Here is a 22,946-nt window from a genome sequence, read left to right as displayed (position 1 = left end):
CCGGTTTCGGCGGGGGACGTCATCGGGCTGTGAGAAGCTAGGGGAGTGAACGATCTCCTCCCCGTTATCCTGTCCATAGCCGCTGCCCTGGTGGTCATCGGCGGGCTGATCCCGGTGCTCCTGAAGGCGCGGAAATCCGCCGCCAAGTACCCTGGAACGCGCGACGCCAACGACCCGGCAACCCCGCGTGCCAGCGGAACCCTGGTGGAAGAGCGCGACCGTGCCGTCGACGAACGGAAGGCTCCGGCCGGCGTCGTCGATGCAGCCGAGGCTCCCGAGGTGGACCTCACGGAAGAGCCCGCCGGGCTCGAAACCGTGCAGGTCGAGACACCCGCCCCGGTGGAAGGCCGGCTCCAGCGGCTCCGCGCCCGCCTGGTCAAGTCCAACAACATTCTCGGCAAGGGCCTGCTGGCCCTGCTGGCCGGCGACAAGATCGACGAGGACGTCTGGGACGAGGTCGAGGAGACCCTGCTTCTTGCCGACCTCGGCACCGAACCCACCATGGAACTGGTGGATGCCCTCCGTGAGCGCGTCAAAGTGCTGGGCACCCGCAGCCCGGAACACGTCAAGGCGCTGCTGCGCGAGGAACTCATCAAGCTCGTCGATCCGACCATGGACCGCAGCCTGAAGGTCGAACGCAAGAACGGCCACCCCGCCGTCATGATTGTGGTGGGCGTCAACGGCGTCGGCAAGACCACCACGGTGGGCAAGCTTGCCCGCGTGCTGGTCGCCGAGGACAAGGACGTGATCCTCGGCGCGGCGGACACCTTCCGTGCCGCCGCGGCCGAGCAGTTGGCCACCTGGGGCAAGCGCGTCGGCGTCCCCACCGTGAAGTCCGACGTCGACGGCGCCGATCCTGCCTCCGTCGCCTTCGAGTCGGTGAAAGCCGGTATCGAACAGGAAGTCGACGTGGTCATGGTCGACACCGCGGGCCGCCTGCAGAACAAGGTGGGCCTGATGGACGAACTCGGCAAGGTCAAGCGCGTCATCGAAAAGCTCGCCGAAGTGGACGAGGTCCTGCTTGTCCTGGACGCCACCACGGGCCAGAACGGCATGAACCAGGCGAAGGTCTTCGCCGAGGTGGTCAACATCACCGGCATCGTCCTCACCAAGCTGGACGGCACCGCGAAGGGCGGCATCGTCGTCGCGATCCAGAAGGCCCTCGGGGTGCCGGTCAAGCTCGTGGGCCTGGGCGAGGGTCCCGACGACCTCGCGCCGTTCGAGGCCGAGACATTCGTGGACGCCCTGCTCGACTAGCCGCACGCCCCCGGGGGGCGCGCCCTGCTCGACTAGCCGCACGCCCCCGGGGGGCGGGAACACTGAAGAAGAAAAGCCCGGCCGCCCGCAGAATGATCCTGCGGGCGGCCGGGTTTTTGTGTGCTCCGGGCTTTATGCGCCGGATTCAGTACGTGAAGTGCAGCACTGTAATGGTTCCGGAGGTCAGCGGGAACTTCTGCACGCTGGAACCCTGGACGAAATCCATGACCATGGGCCGCTTGCTGCCGGCCACCGGGAGCGCCTTCCTGCCGTCGATCACCGTGGCACCCGCCGCGGTGTAACCGGGGCCGGCCATCTGCGTCATGGTTCCGGCCTTGGGCTTTCCGGGCAGGCTGAGCGTGACCGTGACCTGGCCGTCCTTCTGCGGGTCGTTCTTGTTGGCGATGTACACGCTGGTGCTGCCGTCCCCGCCCTTGACTGCATAGGCGTAGCTCAGCCCGCCGCCGGACTGCTCCAGCTTCAGGAATCTGCCGGTTCCCACGTCCGAGACCATGGCCAGGCCGAAGTAGCTCGGGTTCTCCTCGATCGCGCCATCAGGCTGCAGGTACGTGCCGCCTGAGCAGATGGGCGAGAGCGGCGGGCCGCCGACGCAGGTGATCAGCGAACTGTGGAAACCGAGGCGCTTGATGCCCTGCTGGAGTCCGTTCATCGCGAATTCGCTGTACCAGAGGGCCGAAGCGTGGTTCTTGGTGGTCGGGTTGGTCCCCGGGCAGGCGGACGGGCCGGTCTCCGTGAGCCAGGTCGGCAGGCCGGCGGCCGTCGCGGGCTGCATCGCCCTGCGGTCGTAGTCCCGCACCCGGGGATGCATGTAGTCGCTCATCAGGTTCGCCATGGTCGGCTCGTCCCCGGGCTCGCTGCCGGAGCAGCTGGAGAGCGGGTAGTAGTGGAAGGACACGATGCGCTGCTGCGGCAGGGGATTGGCGGCGAAAGCTTTCCACCAGGCTTCGGAATAGGTGCCGGGGCCGATGATGGGCACACCGGGTGCCGCCGGGTTGATCGCCTCGGCGTAGGCCTTGAGCTCGTTGAGGTAATCGGGGATGCCCCAGGTTCCGGGGCGCAGGCCGTTGTTGGGGTAGCCGTTCGGTTCGTTGCCGATCGTCAGGCCCACCAGCCGCTTGCCGAAGATCCGGGCCGCGTGCCGGCTCATGTCGGCCGCGCGGGCGGGATCGTAGTGGCCGAGGTCCACGGTGAGGTTTACCGTGCCGTCGATGGCGTCCACGAGGGTCTTGACGCGTTCAAGGTCCTGGGGCGTCACCGTCCGCGCGGGGTGTGCCTTGTCGCCCTGCCTGTCGGCGGGCATGGCTTCGCCGGAGGAGGTCCAGAAGAAGCGCCGGTCCACGGCGTTCCCGCCGAAGCGCAGCAGCGGCTTGCCCAGCCCCTTGAGGGTCGCCACGAGATCGGCGTTGGCTGAGCTGAGGCCGGGATCGGCGAGGTCCGTGGCTTCAAGGGAGAGCCCCACTGCGCCTTCGTCGATCGAGGTGCCAAGCTCCGCGTCCGAGATGTTGACGGTCAAGGGGGCCACCGGGCGGGTCGCCGAGGCCTGCGGCCCGGGTTGCTTGTAGTAGCTCAGGCCCGGCTGCTTCGTGAACTTCGGTGCCGGGCTCGGCACTACGGCTCCGCTTGGGGCGCCAGGCTGCTGGGCATTCAGGACGAACGGCACGGCGATCGCCGCCCCGGCCACCAGGGCGCCCGTGGCGACCAGGGCGACTACTTTGCCCTTGCGTGCCTTGGCGCGTCGTGGTCGTCGGTCGGCGGGTTGACCGCCGCTGGGCAGGTGGTCAGGGGTGGCCACGGTGAAGTACCTCCGGGAAGGGTGGGATTGGTCCTTCAGCCAGCCTAGACGATGTAAAGCGGGCTCTTTCCCCGCCTAGGAAACATGCGGCTATGCCGCCTGGCGTCCAGGCAGCGTTTCGGGCGCGGTCAGCCACCAGGCAGCGGAAAGCAGCAGCAGGCTTCCGGTCGCGGCAAAGGCCCAGCCGTAACCGAAGGCGTCGGCGAGCACGCCGGCCAGGACCGGGCCGACGATCGCTCCGGCGTCGGCAGCCATCTGGAAGGTGGCCAGCACCTTCCCCCCGGAACGGCCCTGTCCGAGGATGTCGCCGACGGCGGCCTGCTGGGCCGGGTTGAGCACACCGGAGCCGAAACCCGCCACGGCTGAGACAAGGAGGAACGTGGCCAAGCTGTCCGTCAGGCCGATGGACGCCGTCGCGAGCCCTGTGACGGCAAGACCGGCAGTGATCAGCGGCTTGCGGCCGATCCGGTCCGCGAGGCGGCCGGAGAAGCTCAGGGCCACGGCGTTGCCGCCCGCGAACACCGCGAGGGCCCAGCCTGCGGAGGCCGTTCCTGCCTGGAGGACGGCGACGGCGAACAGGGGCACCGTGGCCATGCGCACGCCGAAGACCGCCCAGCCGTTGCTGAAGCCGGAAAAGAGCGACGCCCTGTAGGCCGGATTGGCCATGGCCTCGCGCATCGGCATGGCCGGGGCGGCGGTCCCGGCCCCAGGGCCGGCGGATGGCCGGGCCCCGAGCTGGAACCGGACCAGCAGGGCGGCCAGCACCAGAGCCGCGGCGTAGGCCAGGAACGGCACCCTCAGGCCGAAGCCGGCCAGCAGGCCACCGACCACGGGGCCGAGAACGCTGCCCAGCAGGAACGCCGAGGAATAGGCGCCGGACACCCGGCCCCGGCTTTCGGGCGGTGCGAGCCGGATCAGCAGGCCCATGGCAGCCACGGTGAACATCACCGACCCCGCGCCGCCGAGCCCCCGGAAGATGAGCAGCTGCCAGTAGTCCTGGGCAAAGGCGCAGGCCGCCGTCGAGACCGCCACGATCAGGAGGCCGGACACGTACACCGTGCGCTCGCCCAGCTTGCCGATCAGGGCGCCGCCGGCCGGGGCGAAGGCCAGGCGCATGAAGGCGAAGATGCTCACGATCACCGCGGCGGCGGTGGCGCCGACATCGAACGTGGTGGCGAACTGCGGCAGTACGGGAGCCACGAGACCGAAGCCGAGGGCAATCAGGAACGCCGCCAGCAGCATCACCTTGATGTCGCGGGGCAGCGCCGGGCGCCGGAGCGGGGTGTGGGAACCGGAAGCGGTTTCCCGGGTTGTTTCTCGCATGCGGCGGCTGACCTCAAGGTTGGCGGGGTTTCGGGGCGGTGCTTCCAAGGTAACAAAGGCCGTGCGCCGATGACTCCGACGGCCTGGTGTGACCCACGAAACATCGTTGTAACGCGGAGGATATGCACCATTTACGTTTGGGAAGTTCTTGTAACAGGCGCGCAATCTAAATCCCGCGCGGGCGAAACACTGCGAGCTGAAACTTTTGTGTAGAACGCAAACGGCGTTGGTACAGGCGGCACTTGCCGCATAAAGCAGAGAGGACGCAGACCATGGAATTTACCGCCGGTCTCGTTTGGCTCCTGGTCGCAGCAGCACTCGTGCTGTTCATGACCCCGGGCCTGGCATTCTTCTACGGCGGCATGACCCGTGCCAAAGCCGCCCTGAACATGATGATGATGAGCTTCATCGCCATCGGCACCGTGGCCATTGTCTGGGTACTGTGGGGCGCCTCCATGTCCACCAGCAACGAGGACAACTTCTTCCAGATCTTCGCGAACCCCTTCAGTCACTTCGGCCTTCACAACTTCACCGAACCGGCCGATCTGTTGAAGGTCGGCTACGCCGCCACCTTCGCCATCATCACCGTGGCGCTGATCTCCGGCGCCATCGCCGACCGTGCCAAGTTCTCGGCCTGGACCCTCTTCACCCCGCTCTGGGCCACCCTGGTCTATGCGCCCATGGCTTACATGGTCTGGGGCGGCGGCCTTTTCTCGGCTGACGGCTGGTTCGGCAAGACCTTCGCCCCGGTCATCGACTTCGCCGGCGGCACCGTGGTGCACATCAACGCCGGTGTGGCCGGCCTGATCCTCGTGCTGATCATCGGCAACCGCAAGGGCTTCGGCAAGGACCCGAACCACCGTCCCCACAATGTGCCCCTGATCATGCTTGGCGCAGCCATCCTGTGGTTCGGCTGGTTCGGCTTCAACGCCGGTGCCGCCGCCACGGTGGAGCAGGGCGGCCTGATCTGGATCAACACCCTCGTTGCCCCGGCTGCTGCCATGCTCGGCTGGCTCGTGGTGGAACGCATCCGCGACGGCCACCCGACCTCGCTTGGCGCGGCTTCCGGTGTGGTTGCCGGCCTCGTGGCCATCACCCCGGCCTGCGCGAACGTTTCCCCGCTGGGCGCCATCGCCCTCGGCGCGGTGGCCGGCGTCGCCTCGGCTCTCGCTGTCGGCCTGAAGTTCAAGCTCGGCTACGACGACTCGCTCGACGTCGTGGGTGTCCACCTTGTCTCCGGTGTCATTGGCACCGTGGCCATCGGGTTCCTTGCCACCCCCACCCAGGGCGCTGCCGGCCTCTTCTACGGCGGCGGCACCACCCAGCTCGTGGCCCAGGTCCTGGCGGCACTCGCCTCGATCGCCTTCACCGCGGTCATGACGTTCGTCATCGCGTACCCGATCCACAAGATCATGGGCTTCCGGATCTCCGAGCGCCAGGAAATCGCCGGCGCGGACCTGAGCCTGCACGCCGAAACCGCCTACGAATTCGGCGTCGGCGGACACGGCGGCAGCTTCCAGCCACTCCATGACCTGATCACCGGCAAGAAGTCGGCTCCGGCCGAGGCCGAAGAAACCACCGAAGCCACCACTGCAAGCAAGGAGAGTGTCCAGGCATGAAGCTCATCACCGCGATTGTCCGTCCGGAGAAGCTTGAGGCTGTCCGCGAAGGCCTCGAGGCCTACGGCGTCCAAGGACTGACGGTCAGCGCGGCCAGCGGATACGGCCGCCAGCGCGGCTACACCGAGGTGTACCGGGGAGCCGAGTACAACGTCGACCTCCTTCCGAAGATCCGCATCGAGGTACTGGCCACCGACGAACAGGCCGACGACATCCTGGATGTCCTGATCGCCTCGTCCAACACCGGACGCGCCGGCGACGGCAAGGTCTGGACGGTGGACGTCCACGAGGCAGTGCGGGTCCGCACCGGAGAACGCGGCGCAGCCGCTATCTAGAAGGACCAGCGCAGCCGCCGCTTGATCGGCAGGCTGTCCGCCGGAGGCAAGGAACGGGCCGGGTACCAGCAAGGTACCCGGCCCGTTCTTCTGTGTCCGGCTTGTCCTGCTGTCCGGCACGTCTTTTGTCCGGCGGAGTCAGCGCTCGACGGCGCGGCGGAGTCAGCGCTCGACGGCGGTGGGCCATTCCGCGGGACCGGCACTTCCGGCGTCGTACTTCTCCAGCGGGACCGAATCCCTGGCCCAGGCGGCAAGGACCGGTTCCACGATCCGCCAGCACTGTTCCGCGGTGTCGCCGCGCACGGACAGCAGGGGGTCGCCGTTGATCACGCCCTCAAGCACTTCACCGTAGGGGAGCAGTTCGGAGGCATTGAGCTCTGCCAGGAGCGTGGTGCGGTCAAGGCTGAAGATGTCGCCGGGGCCGTTGACGTCGACGTCGAGCTTCAGCGTGTCCGGGCCGAAGCCGATCCGCAACTGGTTGGGCGCGTCCACGCCTTGGAAACCGTCAGGCAGGTGGGGCACGGGGCGGAAGGTGACCACGGCTTCCTTGCGCTTGATGCCCAGGGCCTTGCCCGAGCGCAGGGTGAAGGGAACGCCCTTCCAACGCCAGTTGTCGATGCCCACCTGCACCTCCGCGAGGGTTTCGGTGTTGCGGGAGGCGTCCACGCCTTCCTCGGCCGCGTAGTCGGGAATGTCGCGGCCGCCAATGGTTCCGGCGCTGTAGCGGGCACGGCGGGTTGAATTCCTGTACGGGGTGGTGATGCTGCTGGCGCGCAGGACGGTCGAGATGGCATCGCGGAGGTCGCGCTCGCCGATGGTGGCCGGGGCGTCGATGGCCAGCAAGGCCATGATGTGCAGCAGGTGGCTTTGGATCATGTCCCTCAGGGCGCCGGCTCCGTCGTAATACCGCGCACGCCCCTCCAGGGCCAGGTCCTCGTCGAAGATGATCTCCACTTTCTCGATGTGCTCGCGGTTCCACACCGGTTCGAGGAAGCGGTTGGCGAAGCGCAGGCCCAGGATGTTCAGCACCGTGGCCTTTCCCAGGAAGTGGTCCACGCGGTGGACGTGGTCCTCCGGGACCAGCCGTGCCAGCGTCCGGTTCAGGGCCTCCGCGGAGCCGACGCCGGAACCGAAGGGTTTTTCCAGGACCAGCCGGGTGCCCGCCGGAAGGTGCTCCCGGTCCAGGATTTCGCAGGCCTTCTGGCTGACCTGCGGCGGAAGGGCGAAATACACGGCAACGGGCGCTTCCAACCCGCCGATCAGTCCGGCCAGGCTGCCCTCCGCGGTGACGTCGATGCCATGGTAGGCGGTGCCCTTTTCCATGGCGGCGAGGGCCGCCTTGCCCTCTGCGCCGGCGGATTCGGCAGCTTCGGCGAAGGAATCGTGGACCCGTTTGGCCCACTGCGCCGGGGTCCACTGATCCGAGCCTGCGCCCACCAGCTTCAACCCCGAAGCCCGTCCCGAGGCCACCAGCCGGGCCAGCCCCGGCAGCAGCAGCCGGCCGGTGAGGTCCCCGGAAGCACCGAGGATGAGCAGTGTTTTCACAGTGTTTTCGCTGGTCACTGTGCCAGCATGCCATCTTGGAGGTGCAACTTGGTACCCTAGATAGTCGGGTCCCGCAGCCACGTCGAATCAGTGTTGTCGTCGAATCAGGGTTGTCCGGGACAAAGATCGGCAATGATGCAGGCGTGCCCCTTAGGCCGCCATCCGTAGACCATTGAAAGAAGTGCACGGCGCGTGTTCAATTCACTCTCTGACCGGTTGACAGCAACCTTCAAGAATCTCCGCGGCAAGGGCCGCCTCTCCGAGGCCGACGTCGATGCCACCGTCCGGGAGATCCGCCGCGCCCTGCTGGACGCGGACGTTGCCGTCCCCGTGGTCCGTGAATTCGCCGGACGCATCCGCGAACGTGCCCTCGGCGCCGAGGTCTCGGCCGCGCTGAATCCGAGCCAGCAGATCGTCAAGATCGTCAACGAGGAACTCGTGGAGATCCTCGGCGGGGAGACCCGCCGCATCCGGCTGGCCAAGTCCGGACCGACCATCATCATGCTCGCCGGCCTCCAGGGTGCCGGTAAGACCACCCTCGCCGGCAAGCTTGCCAAGTGGATGAAGGCCCAGGGCCATAGCCCCGTCCTCGTGGCGGCCGACCTGCAGCGTCCGAACGCAGTAACCCAGCTGCAGGTGGTCGGCGGCCGCGCCGGCGTGCCTGTGTTCGCCCCGCACCCCGGCACCACCTCCGACCTCGAGACCCCCACCGGTGACCCGGTCGCCGTCGCGAAGGCCGGCGTCGAGGAGGCCCGCCAGAAGCTGCACGACGTCGTGATCGTGGACACCGCCGGCCGTCTCGGCGTCGACGCCGAAATGATGGACCAGGCCCGCCGCATCCGCCAGGCGATCTTCCCCAACGAAGTACTTTTCGTCATCGACTCGATGATCGGCCAGGACGCGGTCAACACCGCGCAGGCCTTCGACGAAGGCGTCAACTTCACGGGCATTGTGCTGTCCAAGCTCGACGGCGACGCCCGCGGCGGTGCCGCGTTGTCCGTCTCGTCCGTGACCGGCAAACCCGTCATGTTCGCGTCGACCGGCGAGAGCTTGGACGACTTCGAGCTTTTCCACCCGGACCGAATGGCCTCGCGCATCCTCGACATGGGCGACGTCCTGTCGCTCATTGAGCAGGCGGAGAAGAACTGGGACAAGGACGAAGCCGCCCGGATGGCGAAGAAGTTCGCCGACCAGGAAGACTTCACCCTGGACGACTTCCTGGCCCAGATGCAGCAGATCCGCAAGATGGGCTCCATGAAGAAGATGCTCATGATGATGCCGGGTGCACAGAACATCCGCCAGCAGCTTGAGCAGTTCGACGAACGCGAGATCGACCGCGTTGAAGCCATCGTCCGCTCCATGACCCCGCACGAGCGTGTGGCTCCGAAGATCATCAACGGTTCCCGCCGCGCCCGCATCGCCCGCGGTTCCGGTGTGCACGTCTCCGAGGTCAACGGCCTGCTGGAACGCTTTGCCCAGGCCCAGAAGATGATGAAGAAGCTGGCCCAGGGCGGCGGCATGCCGGGAATGCCCGGGATGCCCGGCATGGGTGGCGGCGGTGCCCGCAAGGGCGGCAAGAACGCGCCCAAGAAGAAGGCCCGCTCCGGCAACCCGGCCAAGGCCGCCCAGCAGCTGCGTGAGGCCGAAGCCAAGCGCAGCGCCCCGTCGTCCGCGGCCACCGGTGCGGCCTTCGGCCAGGGCGCGGCCGACTTCGATCCTTCGCAGCTGAACCTGCCCAAGGGCTTCGACAAGTTCCTCGGCAAGTAACACCGCCTACCCCACTGGGTCGCAGTCAACGTCGTGGTGGGGGCTCAAAACGACATCTACTGCCGGTCAGTTGGGATGTCAGGGCCATGGAATACGGTGAAACAATGGAAAAGCAGCGTGTTGTCTTCGTCCACGGCGGCGGTTCATATGGAGCCGCTGCCTGGCCGAAGCAGCACGGCATGGCCTTGAAGTATGACGCCCTCTTCCTGCGGCGCCACGGCTTCGACCCCGTGGCGGAGCCTGTGGAGCCGTCCGTTGCTGCCGACGTCGCGATCATCCTCGATGCCTTGGATAGCGATGGGAATGCCGGTGGACACCTGGTGGCGCATTCCCAAGGCGCCATCCCGGCCATGCTTGTCGCCGTTGAACATCCGGAACTGGTGCGCACCCTGGTGCTGGTGGAACCGGCCTGCCTGTCCCTGACCGCGGAACTTCCCGCCACCATGGCGTACCGGAGCCTCATGGAACCCTTGTTCGGTGCCCGGCACCGGAAGGGTGATGAAGAATACCTGCAGGAGTTCCGGCGCCGCACGGCCTCCGCCGTTACCGGGCCGCCGTCGAACGAGGACCCGCAGCGCGTCGCCCGGCGGCTCAGGCTGCAGGCTCCGCCGTGGGATGCGCCGCTGCACATCGTTCCGGGCGTCCCCACCCTGGTGCTCACGGGCGGCTGGGAACCCCTGTACGAGGAGATCGCAGGCTACCTGCGCGAAACCGGTGCCCTCCACCGCGTCGCGGCAGGAGGACACCGGCCCCATGATTCGCCCGAAGGCGACCGGATCATCCGCTCCTTCATTGCGGAAGCCGGCCGGGCGCCGCAGCCAGGCTACGGGCACCCGGCCTAAGCCGGTCTAGCCGCGGTTTCCCGAGGTTTCCGGGAGCTTCAGCTCGGGCAGGTAGACCTTCCCGCCGGCCGCCAGGAATTCCTCGCTCTTTTCACGCATACCGGCATACATTTCCGCGATGGCCGCCTGCGAATCGGCCGAGCCGTACTCGTTGCGGATGTCCTGGCTGATGCGCATGGAGCAGAACTTCGGCCCGCACATTGAGCAGAAGTGCGCGGTCTTGGCCGGCTCCGCGGGGAGCGTTTCATCGTGGAACGACTCAGCGGTCACCGGGTCAAGCGACAGCGCGAACTGGTCCCGCCAGCGGAACTCGAAGCGTGCCTTGGACAAGGCGTCGTCACGTTCGTTGGCACCCGGGTGTCCCTTGGCCAGGTCTGCGGCATGTGCGGCGATCTTGTAGGTGATTACGCCGGTCTTGACGTCGTCCTTGTTCGGCAGGCCCAGATGTTCCTTCGGGGTGACGTAGCAGAGCATCGCCGTGCCGTACCGGGCGATCTCCGTGGCGCCGATGGCCGAGGTGATGTGGTCGTAGCCGGGTGCGACGTCGGTGACCAGCGGGCCGAGCGTGTAGAACGGTGCGCCCTTGCAGAGTTCCTGCTGGCGTTCGACGTTCTCGCGGACCATGTGGAACGGAATGTGGCCCGGCCCCTCGACCATCACCTGCACGTCGTACTCCCACGCGCGCTGCGTCAACTCGGCCAGGGTGTCCAGTTCGGCGAACTGGGCGGCGTCGTTGGCGTCCGCCGTCGCGCCGGGACGCAGGCCGTCGCCGAGCGAGAACGCGACGTCGTACTTGGCGAAGATCTCGCACAGTTCATCGAAGTGGGTGTAGAGGAAGTTCTCCTCGTGGTGGGCCAGGCACCAACCGGCCATGATGGATCCGCCGCGTGACACAATGCCCGTCACACGGTTGGCGGTCAGCGGCACGTAGCGCAGCAGCACGCCGGCGTGGATGGTCATGTAGTCCACGCCCTGCTCGCACTGTTCGATCACGGTGTCGCGGAAGATCTCCCACGTCAGAGCGTTGGCCTCGCCGTTGACCTTCTCCAGCGCCTGGTAGATCGGAACGGTGCCGATCGGCACGGGGGAGTTGCGGATGATCCACTCGCGGGTGGTGTGGATGTCGTCGCCGGTGGAGAGGTCCATGACGGTGTCTGCGCCCCACTGGGTGGCCCACTGCAGCTTGTCCACCTCTTCGGCGATGGAGCTGGTGACGGCGGAGTTGCCGATGTTGGCGTTGATTTTCACCAGGAAGGCCTTGCCGATGATCATCGGCTCGGACTCGGGGTGGTTGATGTTGTTGGGGATGATGGCCCGGCCGGCAGCCACTTCGCTGCGGACCAGTTCCACGTCGCAGTTTTCGCGCAGCGCCACGAAGCGCATCTCCGGGGTGACGATGCCCTGCCTGGCGTAGTGCATCTGGGTCACCGTCTTGCCTTCGACGGCGCGGCGCGGCACCGGCTGGGCGCCCTTCCACTCGGCGGAGGCGGCGCCGCGGCGCAGGGCGGACTTGCCGTCGTCGAGCAGGTTCCGTTCCCGGCCGCTGTAGGTCTCGGTGTCGCCGCGCCCTTCGATCCAGGCCGCGCGGAACGGCTCCAGGCCCACCACCGGATCGCTGCCCGGCCCGGCGGTCCGATAGACCTGCAGGGGCGCATTCGCCTCGCCGTTGGGGGAGGGCTCCAGCGCAATCTCCGTGACGGGCACGCGGATGCCTGCGGCGGGGTCCTTGATGTAGGCCAGGGAATGCGATTTCAGCGACTGCGTCACCTCGGCGGAGCCGTTTTGGGCAGGGCTGTGCTGTGCTTCTGAGGTACTCAAAGGATTACTCACTTCCTTCGCCGGCATTACCCGGACAGGTTCAACGGTCGCAGGCTGCGCCAGCCTGATCTCAGCCCATGCATGGGCCCCCGTGTGGTCGTAGTCGAAGCTACCACAGGCCCGGGCGCGGGGACCGAAAAGCCCGGATGTTACTGTGGCGGCGTGCATGAGGCAGGGCTCGGGCTGGACCGCTTGGGGGCCAGGATTGCCGTGGAAAGGGGCCTTCAGCAATGACCGTCGACGCCGGAACCGGCATCATCGAATTCAGCGGCCCGGTACTGAGCGGGCCCGCCGAGGAACGCCGCGGGCTGTGGTCCGTGGCCGGCCGGCTCACCTTCACCCGACCGCAACAGCAGCCGCAGTTTGTCCTGGACGGCTGGGTCCTGCCGGGCTTTGTGGATGCCCATTGCCACATCGGCCTCGGGCCAGGCGGTGCCGTGGACGAGGACACCGCCCGGGCGCAGGCCGCCGCAGACCTCAACGCCGGAACCCTCCTGGTGCGCGACGCCGGCGTCCCGGCGGACACCCGCTGGCTGCAGGGGAGCGCGGGCGTCCCCCGGATCATCCGCTCAGGCCGGCACATCGCCCGCAGCCGGCGCTACCTGCGGGGCCTTGCCGTGGAGGTCGAACCGGAACAACTCGTGCAGGAAGCCCGGAAGCAGGCCCGTGCGGGCGACGGCTGGGTGAAGCTCGTGGGGGACTGGATCGACCGCTCCGCCGGTGACCTCAGGCCCTCCTTCCCCGCCGCCGTCGTCAGGGATGCCGTCGCCGCCGCCCACGACGAAGGTGCCCGCGTGACAGCCCACTGTTTCGCCGAGGACACCATCGATGACATGCTCGACGCCGGCATCGACTGCATCGAGCACGCCACCGGGCTGCTGCCCCGGCACATCCCGCGCCTGGTGGAGCAGGCCGTGCCGATCGTGCCCACCCTGGTTAACATCGCCACGTTCCCGGACATCGCCCGGCAAGCCGAAGCCAAGTTCCCCCGCTACGCCGCACACATGCTGGCGCTCTGGGAGAGCCGCCACGAGCGGATCGGGGAAGCGTACGACGCCGGAGTCCGGATCCACGCGGGAACGGACGCCGGAAGCGTCATCAAGCACGGCCGCATCGCCGAGGAGATCCTCGAACTGCACCGCGCGGGGCTCCCCGCCGCAGCGGCCCTCGACGCCGCCTGCTGGTCAGCGCGTAAGTGGCTGGGCGCCGGGGCCATCAGCGAAGGAGCCCCGGCCGACGTCGTGCTCTGCGCTGAGGATCCACGGCAGACACTGGCGAGCGTCGCCCGGCTGAAGCATGTGGTGCTCGGCGGGAAAGTTGTCAGATAACCCTTGGAATAAATTGAAGCTTCAAGTAATTTAGTAAGAGTAGAAGCGCCGATCGACGGCGCCAACACTTTTCGGGAGTTTCAATGACCGCAGCATCCACGCAGGACCTGCTTCCTGCCGATCTCACCATGGGTACCGTCATGCTCAAGGTCGGCGACATGAAGCTCATGGGCGACTACTATGGCAACGCCCTGGGCCTGGATGTCGTGGCCGAGCAGGACGGCGGGCTCTACTACGGCCGTCTCGGGAAGCCCCTGGTGCACCTCGCCCCGGCTGTGGGCCTGCAGATCCCCGGGCGCAGCGAGGCCGGACTCTTCCACACCGCCCTGCTGTTTGAAGACCGTGCCGCGCTCGCAGCCACGATCGCGACGGCGGCGCAGTACGAGCCGCGCGCCTTCGTCGGAAGCGCGGACCACCTGGTCAGCGAGGCTTTCTATTTCACCGACCCCGAGGGCAACGGAATCGAGCTTTACTACGACAAGCCCCGTGACGGCTGGGAATGGAACGGCACCTCCGTGGTCATGGACAGCCTTCCGCTGCCGCCGCAGCGCTACCTCCAGGAACACCTGAGCGAGGAAGCGGTGGCCGGCCAGCACGCCGCCGGCGCCGGTGTCGGGCACGTCCACCTGCAGGTGGGCGACGTGCAGACCGCCCAGGACTTCTACGTCGACACCCTCGGATTCGAGCGGACCGCGGGATGGCACGGCCAGGCCTTGTTCGTCTCCGCAGGCGGCTACCACCACCACATGGCCATGAACGTCTGGAACAGCCGCGGTGCCGGCCCGCGCCGCGACACGCTGGGCCTGGGCGAAGTGGTGATCGAAGTGCCGTCCGGCGACGACGTCGGGGCGCTGGCAGACCGCCTCAAGGCCGCGGGAATCGAATCCCACCACACCGGACTGGAACTGCGCTTCGAAGATCCGTGGCGCAACCGGCTCCGCGTAGCCGTCCGTTAAGCCACGCGGTCCGTTACGCTGATCGGGACGGCGCGATTCCGGTATTTCCGGCCGTCGCCAGGCCTGCATTGGAACGGATGAATGAGAGTGTTTTCCATGGGTTTTGCCGAAATTTTTGTTGCCACCCACGATGAAGCGCTCAAGCGGGCGGCTGCCCTGGAAAGTGGCGGCGACGTGGCCGGGGCGGCCGTCCGCATCCCCGGCATCAGCGATTTCGAAGTGGAGCAGCTGGGGGACCTGGCCGGCACCGCGGTCCACGCCGCGGGCGCGGACTACGAGCTGGCCATGGTCGACGTCACCAGCGACGCGCTCCTGGGCGTGCCTGCCGCCATGGTGCGCGCCCTCTCCGAGCTGCTCAGCTACGAAAGTGAAGGCGAGGGCAACGTCCTGGACGACGTCGCCGCAAGCTGGGCCGCGCAGGAAGACATGCCCTTCGGCGTCGAGGAGTCCCGGGGCTACGTCCAGCAGTTGGCGGCGCTGGCCGCCGACGTCGAAAAGTCCGAACGGGCCGGGCTCTACGTCTGGTCCGTCTGAACGGTCTCGCGGGTTCCTTCCGGGGCGCCTCCGGCGCGCGCGACACCCCGGACGCTCCGGTTCGAATTCCCGTCCGCCATCTGGCACAATGGACAGGTACTCGATCCGTGCGGCCCCTCTCTCCGTGCGCGCATCCTGTCCTTAGAACCCTCAAGTACGGCCCGCCCCACGGGTGCAGAACGACGGGTTCACCCTCGTTTCAGAAACAGGAGTGACCACAAAAGTGGCCGTTAAGATTCGCCTCAAGCGCTTCGGTAAGATGCGCGCACCGTACTACCGCATCGTTGTCATGGACGCCCGCGCCAAGCGCGATGGCCGTGCCATCGAAGAAATCGGCAAGTACCACCCCACCGAGGAGCCCTCGTACATCGAGGTCGCCTCCGAGCGGGCCCAGTACTGGCTGTCCGTCGGCGCCCAGCCGACCGAGCAGGTTGCCGCCATCCTGAAGATCACCGGTGACTGGCAGAAGTTCAAGGGCCTGCCGGGCCAGGAAGGCACCCTGAAGACCAAGGCTCCGAAGGAAGCCTTCGTCGCTCCGGAAAAGGGTTCCGTGATCATCCCCGAAGCCATCACCAAGAAGGCCAAGAAGGAAGAGGCCGCTGAGGAAGCCGAAGCTCCCGAGGCAGAAGCCACCGAGGCCGAGTAAATTGCTGGCAGAAGCGCTCGAACACCTGGTCCGCGGCATTGTCGACAGCCCTGAGGATGTCAAGGTCAGTGCCAGGAACAACCGCCGCGGTGAATCGCTCGAGGTCCGGGTCCACCAGGACGACCTCGGCCGGGTCATCGGCCGCCAGGGACGCACCGCACGCGCACTGCGCACTGTGATCGCGGCTCTGGCCGGTGGCGAGCAGGTCAGGGTCGACGTCGTCGACACCGACCGCCGCCGGTAGACGCGCTCAGCAATAGCTGGACTTTGGATCCGGTCCCGCCGCCAGATAATGGTGGAGGGGCCGGATTCCTTTTTTCGCCCCCATCAGACTTTTCGGGCCGCCCGCCGCAGCGGCGCGGCACAGCGTAGGAAATCAGAGGAAACCATGCAGCTTCAGGTGGCCAGGATCGGAAAGCCCCACGGAATCCGCGGCGAGGTGACGGTCCAGGTGCTCACCGACGCGCCCGAGGCCCGCTTCGTTCCCGGCACCGAATTCCGCGTGGAACCGGCCAAGTTCGGCCCGCTGACCATCCGCAGCGCCCGCTGGAACAAGGACATCCTGCTGCTCGGTTTCGAGCAGGTCGCGGACCGCAATCGTGCCGAGGAAATCCGCGGCGCCAAGTTGTTCGTCGAAACCGAAGAGCTTGAGGACGACGGCGAGGAGGGCTGGTACGAGCACGAGCTGGTGGGCCTCGAAGCCCGGGTCGGCTCGCAGGTGGTAGGCCGGGTCACCGCCTTGAACACCATGCCCGCGCAGGACCTGCTGGTCATCGAAGGCGACGATGGCACGGAAATCCTGGTGCCTTTCGTCGAGGAGATCGTCCCCGAGGTCAACCCTGAAGGCGGCTACGTGCTGCTCGTACCGCCGCCCGGGCTGTTCGAGCTCAACAGCGACGACACGAAGGACGCCGGTTCCGAGGGCGCCGGTTCCGAGGGCGACGGGCGTGAAGGCGACGGGGCCCGCGCGTGAGGATTGACGTCGTCAGCATCTTCCCGGACTACCTGGCCCCGCTGGAGCTTTCGCTCATCGGCAAGGCGCGCCAGGACGGCATCCTGGACCTCAACGTCCACGACCTCCGCAGCTTCACCACGGACAAGCACCGCACGGTTGACGACACGCCCTACGGCGGTGGCGCCGGCATGGTGATGAAGCCTGAACCGTGGGCGCAGGCCCTCGAATCCGTGGCCGCCGCAGCGCCGGGCGACCGGCGGCCGGTGCTGGTGGTTCCCTCGCCGGCGGGGGAGCGCTTCACCCAGGCCACCGCCTACGAACTCGCCGAAGAAGAGCATCTCGTGTTCGCCTGCGGCCGCTACGAAGGCATCGACGAGCGGGTCATCGAATGGGCGGCGGAGCACTTTACCGTCCGACCCATGAGCTTGGGCGACTACGTGCTCAACGGCGGCGAAGTGGCGGTGCTTGCCATGGTCGAGGCCATCGGAAGGCTCCTGCCCGGCGTCGTCGGCAACCCCGAATCGCTCATCGAGGAATCGCATTCGGACGGGCTCCTCGAATATCCGGTCTACACCAAGCCCTCCAATTGGCGCGACCGCGACGTTCCAGAGATCCTGCTCAGCGGCAACCATGGCAAGATCGCCCGCTGGCGCCGCCACGAACAGTTCCGGCGCACCGCCGCGCGCCGTCCGGACCTCCTGGACGGGTTCGACGCCGGCACCCTGGACCGCGCGGACCGCACCGCATTCGCCGAACTCGGGTACGACGTCGTCGACGGCCGCCTGCGCCGGCGCGGCGGAAACGGCGCAGGGGGCAACCCGCCGGCCTGACGGAGGGGAGTCCGCGACGGAACAGCCGAAAGGCGATCCGGAAAAAGCCGTGCGGGAATTGGCCGGGCGCCCGGTGGTATGGCAAAATTATTCTTTGTGTCTGCTGGGTCCGCACCTGCCACAGGGGGAGCGCAACCAACAGCCGGACACGCGGCACCGCCGATCAGTGGCGGAGCCGCTCTTTTGAACTTCGGCGGCAATTTCCGGACAGCTCCGGGCTTGGCCGCCGTGACCCAAAGTGGATGACCTGTGGCGTCCACCAGGAGTGGATCAATGCATATCCTCGATAGCGTAGATGCAGCATCGCTGCGCAACGATGTTCCCGAGTTCCGCGCCGGTGACACCCTCAAGGTTCACGTGAACATCATCGAAGGCAAGAACTCCCGCGTCCAGGTCTTCCAGGGCTTCGTCCTGGGCCGCCAGGGTGACGGCGTCCGCGAGACCTTCACGGTCCGCAAGGTCTCCTTCGGTGTCGGTGTTGAGCGTACCTTCCCGGTGCACTCCCCGATCATCGAAAAGATCGAGGTCGTCACCAAGGGTGACGTCCGCCGCGCCAAGCTCTACTACATGCGCGAACTGCGCGGTAAGGCTGCGAAGATCAAGGAAAAGCGCGACTTCAACAAGTAAGTCTTCCGACTTACGCAGCGGGTCCCGTGATCGTCCCGGCCGCGCAATCGGCAACGCAACAGGGATACGAATCATGGACCACGCAGAACGCCAGCCCCGGAAACAGGGCTGGCGTTTTGTTTTGCTCGGAGTGGTCCTGGCAGTGGCCATCAGCGGCCTGGTCCGTTCGCTCTGGATCGACGTCTACTTCATTCCTTCGGAATCGATGGAACCGCTCCTCGGCACCGGGGACCGGATCCTGGTCTCCCGCACCGATTTCGGTTCCGAACCCATCCGACGCGGCGACATCGTGGTTTTCGACGGCCGCGGGACCTTTGCGCCCCTCAACAGCGGCAAGGGCCCACTGGCAGACGCGGCGGCCGCCGTCGGGCATTGGCTGGGCCTGACCGGCAGCGACACCACCTACGTGAAGCGGGTCATCGGCATCCCGGGGGACCACGTGCGCTGCTGCGGTGTGGACGGCAGGCTCACAGTCAACGGTCAGGCAGTTGAGGAATCCTACCTGTATCCGGGGGACGCGCCGAGCGCGCAGCAGTTCGACGTCGTGGTCCCTGGCGGCCGCCTCTGGCTCATGGGCGACCACCGCTCGCGCTCCGCGGATTCCCGCAGCCTGCTGGGCGCCCCGGGCGGCGGACTGGTTCCTGTGGAGCGGGTGATCGGCAGGCCGGTCCGGATCATCTGGCCACTTGATAGATTGGCAGAACTGCCAAGGCCTGCCGTGGCCGAACCACCTTCTAAGAACGGACAGTAGATGCCGGAGAATCCCGAACAGGAAGCCTCGACGCCGGAAGAGGACGGCAAGAAGGGTAATCAGTTCCTGCTCTGGCTCAAAGAGATCGGCACGGTGGTGGGCATCGCCATCGTGTTGTCCTTCCTCATCAAGACCTTCCTGTTCAAGGCGTTCTTCATCCCGTCCGAGTCGATGGTGGCAACCTTGGAGAAGGACGACCGGATCTTCGTGAACCTGCTGGTGCCGGAGCCCTTCGCGCTGCAGCGGGGCGACATTGTGGTGTTCAAGGACACCCAGGGCTGGCTCCCGGCCACCCCGAAGGAAGACCCAGGACCCTTCAAATGGCTGCAGGACAGCCTCGCCTTCGTGGGCCTGCTTCCGGACGAGACAGAACAGCACCTGGTCAAGCGCGTCATCGGCTTGCCCGGCGACCATGTGGTCTGCTGTGACTCGCAGGCCCGGGTCAGTGTCAACGGCACCGTTCTGAACGAGGACTACCTCAACCCCGCCGAACCGCCCAACGCCAACCCCTTTGATGTGATCGTCCCGGCTGGGAAAATTTGGGTCATGGGCGATAACCGCAACAACTCGGCGGACTCCCGTGAGCACCTCGAAATCAACGGCGGCTTCATCAACCTTCCCGACGTCGAAGGCAAGGCTGCCGTGATCGCCTGGCCCGTGAGCCGCTGGCAGGTCCTTGACAACCACGCTGAAGTCTTCCGGAGCGTTCCGGCGCCGTCTCCCGAAGACAGCAGCTCCAGCACCGCGCCCACGGGCAAATGAGCACGCGGGCTGCCGGAGGCAAGGCCGGCGCGGGTAAGGCCGGCGCGGGCAAGGCCGGGAGCGGCAAAGCCGGTGCGCGTAAGGGGAGCGCTGTTGCGCGCGGTGCGAAGGTTTCCCCGGCCGCCCCGACGCTGGACTTTGAACGGACCTTCCTGGCCCCGGGCGTGCGGCTGCTCGCCGGCGTCGATGAAGTGGGCCGCGGCGCCTTCGCCGGCCCCGTCTCGGTGGGGATCGCCGTCGTCGACCTCCAGGACCAGGGCCTGCTCGACGGCGTCCGCGACTCCAAGCTGCTCAAGGCTGAAGACCGCGAACGGCTTGAGCCGCTGGTGCGGGGTTGGGCGGTCGCAGCCGCCGTCGGTCACGCCAGCGCCGCCGAGATCGACGGCCTTGGCATCATCGCTGCCCTGAGGCTCGCCGGCAACCGGGCTTGGAGCGAACTCCTGGCCGCTGGAACGCGGCCAGACGTGGTGCTGCTGGACGGCAGTCACGACTGGCTTTCGCTGCCCGCCCAGGTTTCCCTGTTCGATGCGGACACCGCAGACGATCCCGGCGTGACGGCGTGTGACGTCCCGGTGCACACCCGGGTCAAGGCGGACATTTCCTGTCTCAGCGTCGCGGCCGCCAGCGTCCTGGCCAAAGTGGCGCGGGACCGCATGATGCTTGACCTTCACAGCGAATATCCGGACTTTGCCTGGAACGAAAACAAGGGCTACGGCACCTCCGCCCACCGGGAAGCCCTGCGGTCCGCCGGCCCCAGCAGCCACCACCGGAGCAGCTGGAACCTCCTCTAGCGCCGCAGCCGGTCCGCACGGCCGGGCCGCGGGCTGTCGACACCGGCGCGATAGGGCAAGATGGATCTATGAGTGCCGAAGATCTTGAGAACTATGAAACCGATATGGAGCTCCAGCTCTACCGTGAGTACCGCGATGTCGTCGGTTTGTTCAGCTACGTTGTCGAGACCGAACGGCGTTTCTACCTTGCCAACCACGTCGACCTGCAGGCCCGCAGCGCCGACGGCGAGGTCTACTTCGACCTGACCCTCCAGGACGCCTGGGTCTGGGATGTCTACCGTTCTGCACGGTTCGTGAAGAACGTCCGCGTCATCACCTTCAAGGACGTCAACGTCGAGGAACTGCCGCGGAACGAACTCTCCTTGCCGAAGGACGGGGACCTCGGCGACCTCGGCAACTGACGCCGTGCCCTAGCTTCGGGTTTCCAGCGCTCCGGCTTCTCCTCCACAGCCCGGATTCCGGCGGGTTTCCCACATAGCCGCTCTTCCCGCTGTTCTCTGCCTCCCGTGTGCCCGCACGCTGGTAGCGGAGGTGGACATGAAAGAGAAGGACATTCTCGGCAGGCAGGGCGAGACGCTCGCGGCCGGGTATCTGGAGACCCTCGGAATGAGGATCATCGACCGCAACTGGCGCTGTTCCTCGGGAGAGATCGACATCGTCGCCCTCGACGGCGACACCCTGGTGATCGCGGAGGTGAAGACGCGGCGCAGCCTGGACTACGGGCATCCCTTTGAAGCCGTTGGCGCGGTGAAACTGGCCCGTCTGCACCGGCTGGCCTCATCGTGGTGCCACGCGCATGAGCTGCGGACCTCCAGCCGGCGCGTGGATGTCGTGGCCGTGATCGACGACGGCATCGGCACGCCGAGCCTGGAACACCTCAAGGGCGTGGGCTGACGTGGGCGTCGCACGGAGCTACTGCGTCGCCCTGCTGGGGCTGAACGGCTACATCGTCGAGGCCGAGGCGGACATCGGGCAGACTCTGCCGAACTTCCTCATCCTGGGCCTGCCGGACGCTGCCCTGAACGAAGCCCGCGAACGGATCCGCTCGGCCGCACAGAACTCCGGCATCCCGCTGAGCCGGCGCAAAATCACGGCCAACCTGATCCCTGCGTCGCTGCCCAAACGCGGTTCAGGATTCGACCTCGCCATTTGCATGGCAGTGCTGGGTGCCGCCGGGGACATCCGCTCCACCGAAGGCACCGTGTTCATCGCCGAGCTTGGCCTCGACGGCCGGCTGCGCCCGGTCCGTGGCATCCTGCCTGCCGTGATGGCGGCCGTCCGGGCCGGCCACCCCGACGTTGTGGTCGCCCGGGCCAATGCGGCGGAAGCCATGCTCGTGCCAGGTGCACGGGTCCGGGGGTACAAGACCCTTGCCCGGCTCGCCTTCGACTTCGGTGCGGACCCCCAGGACCTCGCCCTTGACTACGACCCCGCGGAGGAGGAAGACCCCGACGACGCCGGTACCCTCCCCGTGGCCGTGCCTGACCTTTGTGACGTCTCCGGTCAGGGCGACGCCCGCCGCGCGCTGGAGGTTGCCGCGGCCGGTGCGCACCATGTGCTCCTCAGCGGACCTCCGGGCGCCGGGAAGACGATGCTCGCAGAACGGCTCCCGGGCCTCCTTCCGGACCTCGGAGACAGGGAATCCATGGAGGTCACCGCCATTCACTCCCTTTCGGCCGTGCACATCGAGAAGATTTCGTTGTTGCGCAGGCCGCCGTTCGAGAACCCTCACCACAGTGCCACCGCCGCGGCAATCATCGGCGGGGGTTCCGGACTTCCGCGGCCCGGTGCTGCGTCCCGTGCGCACCGCGGCGTGCTGTTCCTGGACGAGGCCCCGGAATACGAACGCCGTGTCCTGGACGCCCTGCGCCAGCCGCTGGAGAGCGGAGAGCTCGTGATCCACCGCTCGGCAGGCACCGCGGCGTATCCTGCCCGGTTCCAGTTGGTTCTCGCAGCCAACCCCTGCCCCTGTGGCAAGGCCAGCGGCAAAGGCGTGGACTGCACCTGCACCGCGCTCATGCGCCGGCGCTACTTCGGCCGCATGTCCGGGCCGCTCCTGGACCGCGTTGATATCCAGCTTCAAGTGGAGAGGGTCTCCTTGGCTGACTTCGGCCAGGCAGGCGGGGAAGAGGATTCGGCCACCGTGGCCCGGCGGGTCGCAGCCGCCCGGTCCCGGCAACGGGAGCGGCTGGGGGGCTTCGGGTTGGAGACCAACTCCCAGGTTCCCGGCCGGCTGCTGAGGGGCGTACTCAAACTCCCGCCGGCAACCACGCGCATCCTGGACAGTTCCCTGGAACGCGGCGTGCTCACCGCGCGGGGCTATGACCGCGTGCTGCGCCTGGCCTGGACACTGGCAGACCTCGGACACCGCGAGCAACCCGGCCTTGATGACATCGGGCAGGCCCTGAGCCTGCGGCAGGCGGTGGCAGCCGCATGAAAGGACCAGC

Annotated in this window: 23 protein-coding genes and 1 riboswitch; of the genes, 19 read left to right on the top strand and 4 right to left on the bottom strand. The window is 67.1% G+C overall.

From position 1 onward, the window contains the following. Window positions 1-45: 45 nt before the first annotated feature. The gene (ftsY, locus tag DWV11_RS10205; RefSeq protein ID WP_115788762.1) at window positions 46-1,257 is read left to right on the top strand and encodes a signal recognition particle-docking protein FtsY; all 1,212 of its coding nucleotides are present in this window, start codon (window positions 46-48) and stop codon (window positions 1,255-1,257) included. A 145-nt stretch (window positions 1,258-1,402) separates the two neighbouring features. Here ftsY and DWV11_RS10200 read toward each other — a convergent pair whose 3' ends face one another. Both DWV11_RS10200 and DWV11_RS10195 read right to left on the bottom strand, forming a co-directional pair. Next, window positions 1,403-3,070 (bottom strand): glycoside hydrolase family 5 protein, encoded by a 1,668-nt coding sequence (locus tag DWV11_RS10200; protein WP_115788761.1) that lies wholly within the window; start codon window positions 3,068-3,070, stop codon window positions 1,403-1,405. A gap of 90 nt (window positions 3,071-3,160) precedes the next feature. Next, entirely contained in the window at window positions 3,161-4,393 is a 1,233-nt protein-coding gene (locus DWV11_RS10195) for an MFS transporter (RefSeq protein ID WP_115788760.1), read from the bottom strand. Between the two features lie 272 nt (window positions 4,394-4,665). Between DWV11_RS10195 and DWV11_RS10190 the strand changes: the two genes are divergently transcribed. Both DWV11_RS10190 and DWV11_RS10185 read left to right on the top strand, forming a co-directional pair. After that, window positions 4,666-6,012: an ammonium transporter gene (locus DWV11_RS10190; protein ID WP_115788759.1), complete on the top strand. Its 1,347-nt coding sequence runs from the start codon at window positions 4,666-4,668 to the stop codon at window positions 6,010-6,012. Then, a complete protein-coding gene (locus DWV11_RS10185; protein WP_070347556.1) occupies window positions 6,009-6,347 on the top strand; it encodes a P-II family nitrogen regulator in 339 nt (112 codons plus the stop codon). Before DWV11_RS10190 ends, DWV11_RS10185 begins: the two co-directional genes overlap by 4 nt. 162 nt (window positions 6,348-6,509) lie before the next feature. Here DWV11_RS10185 and DWV11_RS10180 read toward each other — a convergent pair whose 3' ends face one another. Next, window positions 6,510-7,910, bottom strand: a complete 1,401-nt coding sequence (locus DWV11_RS10180; protein WP_115788758.1) for a glucose-6-phosphate dehydrogenase — start codon at window positions 7,908-7,910, stop codon at window positions 6,510-6,512. Between the two features lie 174 nt (window positions 7,911-8,084). Here DWV11_RS10180 and ffh point away from each other — a divergent pair, with 174 nt between their 5' ends. Together ffh and DWV11_RS10170 are read left to right on the top strand one after the other, a co-directional pair. Then, the gene (ffh, locus tag DWV11_RS10175) at window positions 8,085-9,659 is read left to right on the top strand and encodes a signal recognition particle protein (protein ID WP_115788757.1); all 1,575 of its coding nucleotides are present in this window, start codon (window positions 8,085-8,087) and stop codon (window positions 9,657-9,659) included. A 104-nt stretch (window positions 9,660-9,763) separates the two neighbouring features. Further along, window positions 9,764-10,501 (top strand): alpha/beta fold hydrolase, encoded by a 738-nt coding sequence (locus tag DWV11_RS10170; protein ID WP_115788756.1) that lies wholly within the window; start codon window positions 9,764-9,766, stop codon window positions 10,499-10,501. Between the two features lie 6 nt (window positions 10,502-10,507). Here DWV11_RS10170 and thiC read toward each other — a convergent pair whose 3' ends face one another. Next, window positions 10,508-12,319: a phosphomethylpyrimidine synthase ThiC gene (gene thiC, locus DWV11_RS10165; protein ID WP_115788755.1), complete on the bottom strand. Its 1,812-nt coding sequence runs from the start codon at window positions 12,317-12,319 to the stop codon at window positions 10,508-10,510. After that, a riboswitch (TPP riboswitch) is annotated at window positions 12,315-12,422 on the bottom strand. Its footprint overlaps the gene before it by 5 nt. A gap of 127 nt (window positions 12,423-12,549) precedes the next feature. On the opposite strand from thiC, the gene DWV11_RS10160 reads away from it, so the two are divergent. The 14 genes from DWV11_RS10160 to DWV11_RS10095 all read left to right on the top strand — a co-directional run bounded on the left by DWV11_RS10160 (window position 12,550) and on the right by DWV11_RS10095 (window position 22,936). Further along, on the top strand, window positions 12,550-13,647 hold the full coding sequence (locus DWV11_RS10160) for an amidohydrolase family protein (RefSeq protein WP_115788754.1): 1,098 nt from the start codon (window positions 12,550-12,552) through the stop codon (window positions 13,645-13,647). Between the two features lie 83 nt (window positions 13,648-13,730). Then, the gene (locus tag DWV11_RS10155; protein WP_115788753.1) at window positions 13,731-14,603 is read left to right on the top strand and encodes a VOC family protein; all 873 of its coding nucleotides are present in this window, start codon (window positions 13,731-13,733) and stop codon (window positions 14,601-14,603) included. Window positions 14,604-14,699: 96 nt separating this feature from the next. Further along, window positions 14,700-15,137 carry a hypothetical protein gene (locus DWV11_RS10150; protein WP_210725716.1) on the top strand — a complete coding sequence of 146 codons (438 nt, stop codon included), beginning with the start codon at window positions 14,700-14,702 and terminating at the stop codon, window positions 15,135-15,137. 223 nt (window positions 15,138-15,360) lie between these two features. Further along, window positions 15,361-15,783: a 30S ribosomal protein S16 gene (gene rpsP, locus DWV11_RS10145; protein WP_115788751.1), complete on the top strand. Its 423-nt coding sequence runs from the start codon at window positions 15,361-15,363 to the stop codon at window positions 15,781-15,783. 1 nt (window position 15,784) lies between these two features. Next, the gene (locus DWV11_RS10140; protein ID WP_070347547.1) at window positions 15,785-16,027 is read left to right on the top strand and encodes an RNA-binding protein; all 243 of its coding nucleotides are present in this window, start codon (window positions 15,785-15,787) and stop codon (window positions 16,025-16,027) included. Window positions 16,028-16,171: 144 nt separating this feature from the next. Then, window positions 16,172-16,756 (top strand): ribosome maturation factor RimM, encoded by a 585-nt coding sequence (rimM, locus tag DWV11_RS10135; protein ID WP_115788750.1) that lies wholly within the window; start codon window positions 16,172-16,174, stop codon window positions 16,754-16,756. After that, window positions 16,753-17,568, top strand: coding sequence for a tRNA (guanosine(37)-N1)-methyltransferase TrmD (gene trmD, locus DWV11_RS10130; RefSeq protein WP_115788749.1), 816 nt, complete (start codon window positions 16,753-16,755; stop codon window positions 17,566-17,568). Before rimM ends, trmD begins: the two co-directional genes overlap by 4 nt. Before the next feature lie 273 nt (window positions 17,569-17,841). After that, window positions 17,842-18,195 carry a 50S ribosomal protein L19 gene (rplS, locus tag DWV11_RS10125; protein WP_115788748.1) on the top strand — a complete coding sequence of 118 codons (354 nt, stop codon included), beginning with the start codon at window positions 17,842-17,844 and terminating at the stop codon, window positions 18,193-18,195. A gap of 73 nt (window positions 18,196-18,268) precedes the next feature. Beyond that, entirely contained in the window at window positions 18,269-18,946 is a 678-nt protein-coding gene (gene lepB, locus DWV11_RS10120) for a signal peptidase I (protein ID WP_115788747.1), read from the top strand. After that, window positions 18,947-19,708, top strand: a complete 762-nt coding sequence (gene lepB / locus DWV11_RS10115; protein ID WP_115788746.1) for a signal peptidase I — start codon at window positions 18,947-18,949, stop codon at window positions 19,706-19,708. Further along, the gene (locus DWV11_RS10110) at window positions 19,705-20,499 is read left to right on the top strand and encodes a ribonuclease HII (protein WP_115788745.1); all 795 of its coding nucleotides are present in this window, start codon (window positions 19,705-19,707) and stop codon (window positions 20,497-20,499) included. Before lepB (DWV11_RS10115) ends, DWV11_RS10110 begins: the two co-directional genes overlap by 4 nt. Window positions 20,500-20,567: 68 nt before the next feature. After that, window positions 20,568-20,900 (top strand): DUF2469 domain-containing protein, encoded by a 333-nt coding sequence (locus tag DWV11_RS10105; protein WP_115788744.1) that lies wholly within the window; start codon window positions 20,568-20,570, stop codon window positions 20,898-20,900. A 136-nt stretch (window positions 20,901-21,036) separates the two neighbouring features. After that, window positions 21,037-21,393, top strand: a complete 357-nt coding sequence (locus DWV11_RS10100; protein WP_115788743.1) for a YraN family protein — start codon at window positions 21,037-21,039, stop codon at window positions 21,391-21,393. 1 nt (window position 21,394) lies between these two features. Then, the gene (locus tag DWV11_RS10095; RefSeq protein WP_115788742.1) at window positions 21,395-22,936 is read left to right on the top strand and encodes a YifB family Mg chelatase-like AAA ATPase; all 1,542 of its coding nucleotides are present in this window, start codon (window positions 21,395-21,397) and stop codon (window positions 22,934-22,936) included. Window positions 22,937-22,946: the final 10 nt, after the last annotated feature.

Source organism: Arthrobacter silvisoli (genome assembly GCF_003369445.1).
GTDB classification, from domain to species: Bacteria; Actinomycetota; Actinomycetes; order Actinomycetales; family Micrococcaceae; genus Arthrobacter; species Arthrobacter silvisoli.
Note: the sequence above shows the minus strand (reverse complement) of the source record. Positions and strands in the feature narration are given on the sequence as shown.